Annotated in this window: 11 protein-coding genes and 3 pseudogenes; 6 read left to right on the top strand and 8 right to left on the bottom strand. The window is 67.0% G+C overall.

The features are described from left to right. Window positions 1–28: 28 nt before the first annotated feature. Entirely contained in the window at window positions 29–1,510 is a 1,482-nt protein-coding gene (locus ACNJ7E_RS32270; RefSeq protein WP_280783193.1) for an MFS transporter, read from the bottom strand. Window positions 1,511–1,759: 249 nt separating this feature from the next. Here ACNJ7E_RS32270 and ACNJ7E_RS32265 point away from each other — a divergent pair, with 249 nt between their 5' ends. After that, window positions 1,760–2,467, top strand: coding sequence for a hypothetical protein (locus ACNJ7E_RS32265; RefSeq protein ID WP_280783194.1), 708 nt, complete (start codon window positions 1,760–1,762; stop codon window positions 2,465–2,467). On the opposite strand, the gene ACNJ7E_RS32260 is transcribed toward ACNJ7E_RS32265, so the two are convergent. Next, the gene (locus ACNJ7E_RS32260; RefSeq protein WP_105417417.1) at window positions 2,427–3,275 is read right to left on the bottom strand and encodes an alpha/beta fold hydrolase; all 849 of its coding nucleotides are present in this window, start codon (window positions 3,273–3,275) and stop codon (window positions 2,427–2,429) included. The two genes, ACNJ7E_RS32265 and ACNJ7E_RS32260, sit on opposite strands and share 41 nt — an antisense overlap. Before the next feature lie 157 nt (window positions 3,276–3,432). Here ACNJ7E_RS32260 and ACNJ7E_RS32255 point away from each other — a divergent pair, with 157 nt between their 5' ends. Continuing rightward, a complete protein-coding gene (locus ACNJ7E_RS32255; protein ID WP_280783195.1) occupies window positions 3,433–4,179 on the top strand; it encodes a response regulator transcription factor in 747 nt (248 codons plus the stop codon). Here the strand turns inward: ACNJ7E_RS32255 and ACNJ7E_RS32250 are convergent. Continuing rightward, window positions 4,155–5,105: an alpha/beta fold hydrolase gene (locus ACNJ7E_RS32250; protein WP_418341819.1), complete on the bottom strand. Its 951-nt coding sequence runs from the start codon at window positions 5,103–5,105 to the stop codon at window positions 4,155–4,157. The two genes, ACNJ7E_RS32255 and ACNJ7E_RS32250, sit on opposite strands and share 25 nt — an antisense overlap. A 53-nt stretch (window positions 5,106–5,158) precedes the next feature. On the opposite strand from ACNJ7E_RS32250, the gene ACNJ7E_RS32245 reads away from it, so the two are divergent. Beyond that, window positions 5,159–5,698 (top strand): TetR/AcrR family transcriptional regulator, encoded by a 540-nt coding sequence (locus ACNJ7E_RS32245; protein ID WP_280783197.1) that lies wholly within the window; start codon window positions 5,159–5,161, stop codon window positions 5,696–5,698. 39 nt (window positions 5,699–5,737) lie between these two features. Here ACNJ7E_RS32245 and ACNJ7E_RS32240 read toward each other — a convergent pair whose 3' ends face one another. From ACNJ7E_RS32240 to ACNJ7E_RS32230, 3 genes and pseudogenes are all read right to left on the bottom strand, one after another. Beyond that, window positions 5,738–6,142 carry a hypothetical protein gene (locus tag ACNJ7E_RS32240; RefSeq protein ID WP_418341818.1) on the bottom strand — a complete coding sequence of 135 codons (405 nt, stop codon included), beginning with the start codon at window positions 6,140–6,142 and terminating at the stop codon, window positions 5,738–5,740. Window positions 6,143–6,248: 106 nt separating this feature from the next. Continuing rightward, a pseudogene (locus tag ACNJ7E_RS44035) lies at window positions 6,249–6,464 on the bottom strand (ABC transporter permease); the annotation flags it as partial. Between the two features lie 236 nt (window positions 6,465–6,700). Beyond that, window positions 6,701–7,288, bottom strand: a pseudogene (locus tag ACNJ7E_RS32230) (ABC transporter ATP-binding protein); the annotation flags it as partial. Window positions 7,289–7,475: 187 nt separating this feature from the next. Between ACNJ7E_RS32230 and ACNJ7E_RS32225 the strand changes: the two are divergent. The 3 genes and pseudogenes from ACNJ7E_RS32225 to ACNJ7E_RS32215 all read left to right on the top strand — a co-directional run bounded on the left by ACNJ7E_RS32225 (window position 7,476) and on the right by ACNJ7E_RS32215 (window position 9,829). Continuing rightward, window positions 7,476–8,973, top strand: a pseudogene (locus tag ACNJ7E_RS32225) (DUF4389 domain-containing protein). Continuing rightward, window positions 8,970–9,512 (top strand): flavodoxin domain-containing protein, encoded by a 543-nt coding sequence (locus ACNJ7E_RS32220; RefSeq protein ID WP_418341817.1) that lies wholly within the window; start codon window positions 8,970–8,972, stop codon window positions 9,510–9,512. The pseudogene ACNJ7E_RS32225 and the gene ACNJ7E_RS32220 overlap by 4 nt, the downstream one beginning before the upstream one ends. A gap of 74 nt (window positions 9,513–9,586) precedes the next feature. Further along, complete coding sequence (locus tag ACNJ7E_RS32215) at window positions 9,587–9,829, top strand: PLD nuclease N-terminal domain-containing protein (RefSeq protein ID WP_280783201.1); 243 nt, start codon at window positions 9,587–9,589, stop codon at window positions 9,827–9,829. A gap of 15 nt (window positions 9,830–9,844) precedes the next feature. Here the strand turns inward: ACNJ7E_RS32215 and ACNJ7E_RS32210 are convergent, their stop codons facing one another. Together ACNJ7E_RS32210 and ACNJ7E_RS32205 are read right to left on the bottom strand one after the other, a co-directional pair. Then, entirely contained in the window at window positions 9,845–10,852 is a 1,008-nt protein-coding gene (locus tag ACNJ7E_RS32210) for a potassium channel family protein (RefSeq protein ID WP_280783251.1), read from the bottom strand. A 44-nt stretch (window positions 10,853–10,896) separates the two neighbouring features. Continuing rightward, window positions 10,897–11,685 (bottom strand): universal stress protein, encoded by a 789-nt coding sequence (locus tag ACNJ7E_RS32205; protein ID WP_280783202.1) that lies wholly within the window; start codon window positions 11,683–11,685, stop codon window positions 10,897–10,899. Between the last annotated feature and the right edge of the window lie 15 nt (window positions 11,686–11,700).

Genomic DNA, 11,700 nt, shown 5'->3' with positions numbered 1-11,700 from the left:
GCGGCGACGACGGTGTGAGACCGGCGGATCAGTGGGCGAGGACGACGGCCCCGTCCGTGTCGGCCGCGGCCGCCGACCCCGAACCGGGCGCGCTCAGTTGCGAAATCCGGCGGGGCAACGCGAAGGCCACGACCGCGCCCAGCAGCGCCGAGATCGCGCCGATCACGAACGCGATCGTGATGCCGGTGTCGGTGTAGAAGACCGCACCCTGCATGACGGTCGCGATGTGTGAGTTCAACACCGAGAAGACGATCACCGGGAGGATTGCGGGCAGGATGCTCTGGAACACCGCTACCATGCTCGCCGTCGTCGCCTGCAACTGCGGCGGCACCGCGGCGATGAGCAGGTTCGGGACGGAGGCGTACCCCATGCCCATTCCCACGCCGAGGAGTGCGGCGAAGCCGATCAGGAGTGCCTTGTCATCGTGGACCATCGCCGTGAGCAGGCAGGCGGCGGCCATCACGAGCATGCCCACGACCATCAGGGTCCGCGGGCGGACGTTCCGGGGGACCAGGGTTCCGACGATTAGTCCGCCGATCACCACGGCGCCACCCAGCGGCGCCTGGAAGATCGCGAATCCCTCTGCGCTGATGCCGAATCCGTAGCCGAGCCCCAGGATCGCCGGGGTCATGCACATCATCGGGAGCATGATCGTGAACACCGCGGACGTGCCGTAGCAGAATCCCGCGCCGAGCGCCGTCAGGAACACCGGCCGCTTACCGAAGAACCGGATGTCGATCAGCGGGTCCGCGAGCAGTCGTGCGGACACCGTCCACGCCACCAGCAGGGCGACACCGCCGGCGAGGAACCCGATCGTCGACCCCGACGTCCAGCCCCACGAGGGCCCGAAGCTCACCCCGACGAGGATGCCGGCGAGTCCGGCTCCCAGGAGCGCCGCGCCGATCAGGTCGATGCGGGCGCGCAGGCGCACCGGCGATTCCGCGGTCGTCGCCCGGATCAGGACGGCGAGAATCACCAGACCGGCCACGAAGAACCAGAAGATGCTCCGGAAGCCGAAATTGTCGATCAGCCAGCCGGTGAAGAACGGTGCGGGGATCGCGATGAGTCCCATGCCGCTCGTGGCGATGCTGACCGCCAACGCCACCGTCCGGGCGGGGAAGACGTCGCGGATGAGCGAATAGCTCAGGAACAGGCAGGGCACGAGCAGACCGGTGAGGGCGCGGCCGGCGATCAGCACCGCGTACGTCGGTGCGATCGCCGAGATCAGCGACCCGAGCGCCGACAGGCCCACGGCCGTCAGCAGGAGTCTCCGTTTGCCGTGTGTATCGGCGAGCTTGCCGATCAGCGGGCAGGTGATCGCTCCCACCAGCAGGAACGCCGTGAGCAGCCATGCGCCCTGCGTCGTCTGGTAGTGGGTGACGATCTGCGGCAACGCGATCGAGATCATCATGTAGCTGACCGCGAGCATCTCCAGCAGCAACACGATCGAGGCGAGCGAGAAGATCAGGCGGGGTGTCCATCGCTCGGTGGTCGCATGGGTGACCATCATCGGGTCCTTTCGAATACCTGCACGGGACTCGTGACGGCGCCGCGGCACTGCGGCGCGGCCCGAGCCGGGCGGTAGGGGTGGGTGGTCACATTCGGTGGTCGAAGTCTCGTGAATGTGTAATTGACATCACAGTTCTCGGGGATGCGGCACGCCATGCGGCGTTCCGCCCAGCGGGAAACCGACCGGCGGGTGTTCCCCGGTTGACGCGAATCGGTGAATCCCGAACGCCCCTCGAGCGAGGATTGACTCATGGCCGAAACGCAGCGCGCGCAGGACCTCCGCCGGCTGAGAACGCCACGCTCGGCGGCCGTCGCGGGGATCGTCTTCGCCGTGCTGTTCGCCACCAGCCTCGTCCTCCTGCGGACCGCGCTGCCGGCGGACCCGTTCGACGAAACCCCCTGGGTGGGCAGCGGCGAGATGCGGATCAAGGCGGCCCTGCTGCTTGCTCCGTTCGCGGGGATCGCGTTCCTCTGGTTCATCGGCGTCATCCGCGACCGGCTCGGCGACCTCGAGGACCGATTCTTCGCGACGGTGTTCCTCGGCAGCGGATTGCTGTTTCTCGCGATGGGTTTCGTCTCGATGGGGGTGGCGGGCGGCGTCCTCGCCATTGCCCGTCACTCGGGCAGCTCCGCGAACGAGATCGTCTATTTCGGCCGCGAGATCATGCTGCAGATCAACCACGTCTACGCGCTGCGTATGGCCGCGGTGTTCATGATCTCGCTGGGGACGATCTGGCTGCGGACCGGCCTGATGCCGCGATGGCTCGTCGTGACCACGTATTTGCTGGCCCTGGGGCTGCTGGTGATCGTCGACTTCAGCCTCTGGTCGACGTTGGCGTTCCCGGCGTGGGTTCTGCTGGTCAGCGTCTACATTCTGGTCACCGGACGCCGCGCGAGCGCCGCCGGGAACGGATCGTTCAGGTCCGCGCCGGCGTCGTGGAGACGAAGTCGTCGATGATCTCGACCACCGCGGCGGGATCCTCGAGGTGGGGATAGTGCCCGACACCGTCGAGGACGGCGAGCCGGCTCCCGGGAATCGCCTCGTGCGCCGCGTATCCGTGCGCGACCGGGATGATGCCGTCGGAATCGCCCCAGATCAGTTGCGTCGGGAGACCTTCGTTGAGGTACAGACGGCTCAGCGCGCTCACCGCCTGCCCCCGATGGTCGACGACCGCGCGGAGCGTCCGCAGAAACGCCTGCCGGGTGGCCGAATCGGACAGCGACGAGTAGGCGTTCCACATCTCGTCGCCGCGGACCGAGTGGAACCCGGCCGCCGCCAGCCAGCCACGGACCTTGTTTCCGGCGTCACGAACCACGGTGGGCGCCACCAAGGGCAGGACGAACTCGGACCCCGGCGCCGCCAGCAACCGCAGGGTCCAGTTCACGTCCGGTCCCAGTCCGCCGCTGCCGATGAGGACCAGCCGGTCACACAGTTCGGGATGCTGATAGCTGAACTGCATCGCCACCCCACCGCCGAGGGATTGACCGATGACGGTCACCCGTTCGATGCCCAGTTCGTTCAGGAGGTCGCGCAGCCACGCGGCGAACGCGCCCAGCGAGTAGTCGCCGCGCGGCTTGGCGGAATCGCCGTGGCCGGGCAGGTCCGGCGCCAGGACCCGGTACCGCTGCGCCAGTTGCGGGAAAACGGCACGCCACGTCGCGGAACTTCCCGCCATCCCGTGCACGAGCAGCAGCGTCTCGCCCTCACCCTCCATCCGGTATGCGACGGCGTCCCCGTGCAGTGTGAGGTGCTGGAGCTGGGACATACAACGACCTCCCGATCGTCTGATGCAGCGGTCTCTCGGTAACGATAGGGGAGATTCGCCCGATATCGTCATCAACTGCGGCGTGGGAACTTGATCTCAGTCCCGGGTTGATCTAACAGGAACCCCGACGCGAGGCTCGAAAACAGGAGGAACCCGCATGAACGCTGTGTCGAGTTCGGCCATCGCCCGTCCGCGCGTCCTGCTGATCGACGCGGATGTCGAGAGATCCCTCGTCGAGCGCCTCCGGGACGCGGGGTTCTTCGTCACGAGGACATATGCGGAGCCGGTGCGGTCGCGGATCGAACCCCCCGATGTGGTGATCGTCGACGCACGATCACCACATCTCGACGCCGACACCACGGTGCGTGCGTTGAAGGCGATGCGATTCGCGCTCGCCGTTGTGGTGATCGGCACGTTCCGTTCCGGCAACCGGCGCAGCGACCTCCTCGAGGCCGGCGCCGACGACGTGATGGAGATGCCTGTCGGGGCGGACGAGCTCGTCGCACGGCTCCGCGCGATCCTCCGCCGGGTGAAGCCTGAGGTGCCCGCGCAGGTGCCCGACGGCGCGCAGGACGTCTGCCTGTGCGAGGAACCCCACGAACCCGACCACGACGGGCTCCGCACCACGCTGACCAGGACGGAATTCGTCCTCTTCACCGTGCTCGCGCAGAATGTCGACCGGGTCGTCACCCGCCGCGACCTCATGCTCATGGTGTGGGGTGTGACGGTCGAATCGAAGACGAACGTCCTCAATGCCTACGTCTGCTCCCTGCGACGGAAACTGGTGGCCGTGGGATCGCCGTACGTCGTCCACACCGTGCGCGGCGTGGGATTCGCCCTCGGCGAGGTCGAGCGTCCAGGGAGCATCGATCCGGTCCGTCAGGTGCCCGTCGCCGCCTCGTGACCCCGACCCGGCGGCGCGAAGAATGCGAGCGCGCGTGCGAGCACTACCTCCGGCCGCTCGTCGACGAGGAAGTGTGAGACGCCCTCGACGACATCGGTGTGCTTCTCGAATCCGCCGAGGAACTCCGGGCGCACAATGGGGTCTTCGGCGCCGATGAGCACCCGGGTGGGGGTGCCGAGCCGGCGGTTCCGGTACGCGCCGGACATGATCCGTGCGGCCTCGCGCATGATGAAGCACCGGTAGAGAGCGGACGCCGCGTCGGCGCGGGCCGGTTCGCGCAGCTGGGCGGCGAACAGCTCGATGTCGTTCTCCGAACAGGTGTTCCGGTTCGTGGTGAAACCCCGCAGCAGGTGGTAGGTCAGTCGTTGACGCCCCCGGCCGAGCAGGCGTGGACCAAGGAACGGTGCGGCGATCACGGGTTCGAACCAGCCGTGTCGTGCGATCGTCAGCAGCAGCCGTGGATCGAACCGAACGAACGGGTGGGGGACACCGAGACTCACGTATTTCCGCACACGGTGCGGCGCGCGCAGGCACAGCTCGTATCCGAGCAGAGCGCCCCAGTCGTGCGCAATCAGGCAGACCCGGTCGAGTTCGAGCGCGTCCAGCAGCGCGACGACGTCGGCGAGCAACTGCTCGCGGGTGTATCCGGTGGGCGGGGCGTCCGTCCAGCCGGCGCCGCGCAGATCCGGGCAGATCACCCGGTAATGCGCGGCCAGCCCGGGGAGGACCCCGCGCCACTCCCACCAGTTCTGGGGGAAGCCGTGGAGTAGCACCACGGGTTCGCCGTGACCGGCCTCGGCCACGTGCATGCGCAGGCCGGGGAGTCGGAGGTAGCGGTGCCGGACACCGTCCAGTGCGGGAAAGGTGTTGTCCGGCTCGCCGTTCGGTCCGGAAACTCTGTCGTTTCCGCGGGCCTCGTGTCTCATGACCTCACGCTACTACGATCATAGTGTCAAGTCACTATGTTTATAGTATCCGTGTGACGCCAACGAGAACGACAGCGCTCGACGCAGCGATCGACCTGGTCGGAACCGAGGGACTGCGATCACTCACCCACGCCCGGGTCGACGAACGCGCCGGCCTCTCGAAGGGGACGACGTCCAATTACTTCCGCACCCGGGCGGCGCTGCTCTCCGGCACCGTCGACGCGATCGTGGAACGCGAGATGGCCGAAGTCGGTGTACTGGCACCGACATCCGCAGACGACCTCGTCGACGCGCTCTGCGGTCTGATCGACTACACGACCGTCGCCAACCGAACCGTCACCGCCGCACGGCTGGTCCTGTTCCTCGAAGCCAGCCACGACCCCGCTCTCCGGGAGGCGCTGGCACGGGGGCGCGCGGCCATGGAGGCGTCGGCCGTCTCGGCATTCCACCGGCTGGGAGCACGGGATCCGCAGGCCGCCGCCACCGCAGTCATGGCCTGCGCAGAAGGCCTGATCCTGCATCGCATCGCCCGACACGACACGACGGATCCGCGGCCGACGTTCGAACTGGTGGTCCGGGCCGCGCTGAGCTGACGGCCCGTGTTCGCCGGCGAGATTCGATACCCGGATCGGTCACCTCCGGTCGCGCCGGCGGAAACCGATCAATCCCACTGTGATCAGTGCGACCGCGAAAACCAACTCCCACACGATCGGTGCCGGGTCGAATGCTTCTCCAGGCAGTTTCGGAAGATGACTGAATGGTTCCAGGTCGAGGACCCAGGCCGGGAGGCCGGAGAGAGCGCCGACCATGAAGATCAGGATGAACGTCACATAGACGGCCCATGCGGCAGGCGCGAGGCGGGGCAGCAGTCCGAACAGTGCCACGGTTACTCCGGCCGATATCCAGATCGCGGGAAGCTGAACCAGCGCGCCGGCCACCGTCGCGGGGAACTTGCCCGCGATGTCGCCGACGGCCGCGCCGTACGTCACCCCGACGGAAACACCGGCGACGGTGATCGCGACGGCCGGGCCGAGCACCGCGAACAGCAGGTGGCTCAGTGCCCACCGGACGCGGCCGACCGCGTTGCGCGATCACCGGCTCGCCGCGTTGCGCGGCTTCCTCGTAGTGGAGCCGGAGTGCGGCGGAGATCGCGTAGGCCGACGCGGCGATGCCCAGCATGGTGAGCGCGAAGGCGACGAAGACGTCTTCCACGGTTGCATTTCCGCCGAGGCGGGCGAGGACGTCGTTGATCGTCCGGCTGTCGCCGAGTTGGATGCCGAGCCCGTGAGCGGCGCTGCCGAACAACAGTCCGTACAGGAGCAGGGCGACGGTCCACGCGAGCAGTGTCCCGCGGTGCATCCGCCACGCCAGACCGACGGGCCCCGCGAGAGCAGGCCCGGCGGTCTCGTCGCCGGGGCGTTCGGCGATGAGACCGCCACCGATATCGCGGCGGCGGAGCAGCACGTAGGCGGCGACGGTCGATGCCGCGGTCCCTGCCACATGCAGGAGAAGTGTCCACCAGCGCTCCTCGGCGAACGGGCGCAGCTGCAACGACCAGCCCTGCGGTGACAACCACGACAGCGTCCCGGAACCGGCATCGCCGACGGCGCGGAAAGGATGTGGCTCGACAACAGGATGGTGGCGCCGCGGTCGACCGCTTCGCGGGCGCACTCGCGGAAGACTTGCTCCATCAATGGGTCCAGACCGGAGGTGGGTTCGTCGAGGAGCAGAACCCTGGCATGTGACGAGAGGGCCGACACCAGGGCTACCTTCTGCCGGTTACCTTTGGAGCAGCTCCGCGCCTTCTTGCGCGGATCCAGATCGAACCGATCGATGAGTTCTCCGCGGCGTTGTTCGCCGAGTCCGCCGCGCAGTCGTGCCAGCAGGTCGATCGTTTCGCCACCGGACAAGGATGGCCACAGTGTGACATCGCCGGGCACGTAGGCCACTTCACGGTGCAGCGCGACTGCATCGGACCACGGATCGCGACCGAGCATCCGGGCCTGACCCGACGTGGCGCGCAGGATCCCGAGCAGTACACGGATGGTGGTGGATTTTCCGGAACCGTTCGGCCCGAGGAAGCCGTGGATCTCGCCGGTGTCGACGGTGAGATCCAACCCGTCCAGTGCGTGAACGTGACCGAAGTGTTTGTGAAGACTGTGCACTTCTATGACGTGGTGCATGTCAGCTCCTGTCCTGCTCAACTGTCGCTGATCCACCGGCCGGTGTACTAGGGCCTTTCGTCCGCGTTCTTTCGTTGCCGCAAACACGCGCGACCATCGGGCGAGGTGGTGACCAATGACCCTGACGCGCCGATGGAGCCAGGACCCACACTGAGACTTCGGGGACACGGACCGGGAGGAATTTCCTGTGCGAACCGGCAGAGTGGCTGTTCTCGTCTTGGGCTGTCTGAGCGCCCTGACCGGGTTCGCGCTGCTCACTGCCGCGGTGTTTCTGGGGTGGGCCTACTTCATGCAACGCGACGGTGGGCACTTCACCTCGCCGCGTGAGCACTTCGAGACGAGTGAAAGTGCCCTGGTATCGGAGAAGGTCGATCTGTTCGAGGGCGCCGACTTGCCGGAAGGGTTCAGCACCGAGGACCTCGGCCGGGTACTGCTGCGAGCCACCGCGACCGATCCCAGCCAGGAGATCTTCATCGGGATCGGCCCTCGTGACGAGGTCGACAAATACTTCACCGACGTTGCTCGCACCGAGGTGACAGACGTGCACTTCGATCCGTTCCGACCGACCTATCGGCAGATTCCTGGAACCCGGCCCGCGGAAGCACCAGGGGCGCAGTCGTTCTGGTCGACCTTTTCATCGGGTCCCGGCACACAAGAAGTGCGCTGGGAGCTGCAGCAGGGTGCCTGGACGGCTGTCGTGATGAATGCCGACGCCGCCCCCGGGGTGTCGGCCGACATTCAGGCCGGGGCACGCCTCGCTTTCCTCGGACCGCTCGCTCTGAGTGTCCTGATCGGCGCAGTCGTCTTTCTGATCATCGGAATCCCGTTGATCGTGGCAGGAGCGATCGGTCTGGGTCGACACGGTCCGCCGCAACCGCATCCCGTCGGACGGGACGCAGCCGGCGACACGTTCGCCGGCGACGTCACCCACCCCGAGGTTCCATGGACCGTCTATCCCACTCGTCTCGTCGGTGAACTCGACGAGCCACTGTCGCGATGGCTGTGGCTGGTGAAGTGGTTACTGGCGATCCCGCACTACTTCGTGCTCTTCTTCCTCGGGGTCGCGTTCGTCGTCACCACCCTGGTGTCCGGATTCGTGATCCTGTTCACGGCGCGGTATCCGCGGGCCCTCTTCGACTTCGGCGTCGGCGTTCTCCGGTGGTGGTGGCGCGTGCAGTTCTATACCTACTCGGCCCTGGCGACGGACCGCTACCCACCCTTCACCCTGAAACGTACCGACTATCCGGCGGACTTCGACGTCGATTATCCCGTGCGGCTGTCCCGCGGACTGGTGCTCGTGAAGTGGTGGCTGTTGGCGATCCCGCACTACCTGATTCTGTCGCTACTCGCGGGAGGGTGGTTCGGAAGCTGGCGTGCCGGAGCGTTCGCCACCGACGGTGCGCACTACGGGCAGACGTGGCTCGTCGGTTCTCTGCTCGGTCTCGTGGTGACCTTCTCGGGCAATTGCGCTTCTCTTCACCGGACGGTACCCACACGGTCTTTTCGACTTCGTGATGGGCATCAACCGCTGGGCGTTTCGCGTCGCGGCCTACGCGACCCTGATGCGGGACGAGTACCCACCGTTCCGCCTCGACCAGGGACCGTTCGAGCCAGATGAGCCCGGGCCTCACTCGAGCGGTGACGATTCCGGTGCCGACACCTCTCCGGAAAGGCCCCGCCCATGAAAGTACTGGTGGCGTACGCGACAGCGAAGGGCTCGACCCGCGGGATAGCCGAGAGACTCGGGTCGTGTATCGAAGGTTTCGGGCAGGAAGTCGATGTGCGGGCGGCCGCGGACGTGTCACACGTGCACTCCTACGACGTGATCGTTCTCGGAAGCGCGATCCATGACGGGCAGTGGCTCGCCGACGCCTCCGATGCGGTCGAGCGCCTGCGGTCGCAGTTCGAAGGGAAGCGAGTATGGGCGTTCTCGGTGTCGTCGGTGGGCGTCACCAGCACGACCCTGTCCAAGCGGCTGGCGCGTCTTCTGCGTCGCATGACACCGAAGCCTCGAGCGGTGCAATTGCTGCGGGATGCGGCCGCTGTGCGCGACCACCGATTCTTCGCCGGGGCGATCACCCCGGGTGATTCGCCAGGATTCGGGCGAGTCGTCTTCACGCTCATGGGTGGGCACTACGGCGACGCCCGGGACTGGTCGGACGTGTGCGCGTGGGCAGGCACCATCGCCGCCGAATCGACCCGGGACACGGAAAGGCGGACCTAGATCCAGTGGTCGGCGCCGCAGAGGCATTGCTCTCGCGGTGCCGTGCCGGTGGAGGTGAGATCGGAGGAGCATCGATGAGTCCATGGAAGAGGCGTGTGACGTGGTCGAGTCTGACAACGCCGCAGCGCGCCGCGCTGGTCGCGGCGGCGGCGGTGCAGCTGGGGCTGGCCGTGGCGGCCTGGGCAGATCTCGCGAAGCGTGATCCCCGCGAGATCAGGGGGAGCAAAACGACATGGGCTGCCGTGATCGCGGTGAACTTCATCGGACCCATTGCGTATTTCCGGTGGGCTCGCCGCACCCCGGAGGAGGCACGATGAAGGGCCGGAAACCGTTCAGGGTGAGCCGATTCCCTCACTCTGCTTGACCTCGCGGCGGAGCGCATCGAGCTGCGGCGCAGTTCCGAGCGCAATGAGAATCGTGCCCGGGTCCAGACGTCGCTCCAGCGGGGGGTTGGCAACGAACTGCCCCGTCGGTGACCGCAACGCCATCAACAGCGAGCCGGTGGCCGCCGCGAGGTCCGCTTCCGCCAGCGTCCGCCCGGCCAGCGGCGAACCAGCCGAGACCTCGACCTCCTCGATCCGGTAGTCCAGTGTCTCGTCGTGCATCACGACGTCCAGGAACTCGGCGACGTGTGGCTGGAGCGCGAAGGCACCCATCCGGCGCCCCCCGATGAGCTGAGGGTTGACGACGCGGTTTGCTCCCGCCCGAATCAGCTTGGACGTCGAACCGTCGTTGCGGGCGCGGGCGATGATGATCAGATCCGGCCGCAACGCGCGGCTCGAGAGGGTGACGTAGACATTGTCCGCGTCGGTGTCGAGCGCCGTGATCAGAGCGTGGGCACGGCCGATTCCCGCCGCTTCGAGAACCTGGTCGTCAGTGACATCCCCGACTACTGTCGGGACGTCGAGGTCGGCGAGGCGCTCCGGATCTCGATCGACGACGACGACCGGCATCCCGAGCGTGGCCAGGTACTGCACTCCGGCCCGTCCGACCCGGCCGAAACCACAGATGATCGCGTGCCCGGTCATCCGGCTGATGTGTCTGTCCATTCGCCGACGCTCCATGTGCTGACGTAGATGTCCCTCGATGAGTGCTTCGAGGATTACCCCGAAGGTGTACAGGGCCGTACCGGCACCCGCAAGTATGAGCAGGATCGTGAAGATCTGGCCCACCGCACCGAGTGGGTGGACCTCACGAAACCCGACCGTACTGATCGTCGTCACCGTCTGGTACAGCGCATCCAGAATGCCGAAGCCCAGGACGACATACCCGAGCGTGCCTGCAACGACGACGAACCCGAAGGCCCCCAGTGCGCGGCCGATCCTCAGGAGGGGACTCATCACGGTCCGCCCGGCCGGGACGGCGGTGGAGGCGTCTCGTCTCGTCACCGGCGCACGATCAGCAGCGGGCAGGTGAGCGCGTGGAGGAGCGCCCGACTCGTCGAACCGAGCAGCAACGAGGTGAAACCACCCCGCCCACGGCTGCCGGTCACCACCAACTGCGCTCCTTGCGATTGCTGAAGCAAGTGGTGAACCGGTCGATCTCGGACGACAATCTTGCGGACGGACACGTCAGGATACTTGTCCTTCCATCCGGCGAGGCTCTCCGACAGGACGGCCTCTTCAGCGGTCGCGATTGCCGACCAGGGAAGTTCGTTGTCGCTGAGATCGGCCGGGGCAACGGCGACACCGACCACCACCGGGCCGTCCAATGGCGGCGCGTCCGTTTCGGGCATTCCGCGGATCAACGCCACCGGGCAGGGTGCATGACTGGCTACCGCGGCGCTGACCGATCCCACCAGGCCGCCGGTGAACTCTCCGAGGCCACGGGAACCGACGACCAGCATGCGCGCCGACTTCGCGGCGTCGAGCAGGGCCGGCACGGCCGAGCCGTGACGCAACGCCGTCCGTAGGGTGAGGTGGTTGCCGCGCACGCTCCGCCGGGCGAGTTCCGCGGCCGTGGCGAGACGCTGAGTGCCCGCATATTCCACGCCGCTGAACACACCTGCGGAGAGGTTGACGGCGTCGCCGAATGTACCGGGCGCCGTCAGGAGGGAGGACACCAGAAGTAGCGGGACTCGATGGTGGACGGCCGCATCGGCGGCCCAGCGCACGGCGTCGAGCGATTGCGCCGATCCGTCCACACCCACGACTATCGGTGAATCAGTCTGCATGTCGATTCCTCGTCT

It is taken from the genome of Rhodococcus mengyinensis, from assembly GCF_048381435.1.
In the GTDB taxonomy this organism is placed as follows: domain Bacteria; phylum Actinomycetota; class Actinomycetes; order Mycobacteriales; family Mycobacteriaceae; genus Rhodococcus_F; species Rhodococcus_F opacus_D.
Note: the sequence above shows the minus strand (reverse complement) of the source record. Positions and strands in the feature narration are given on the sequence as shown.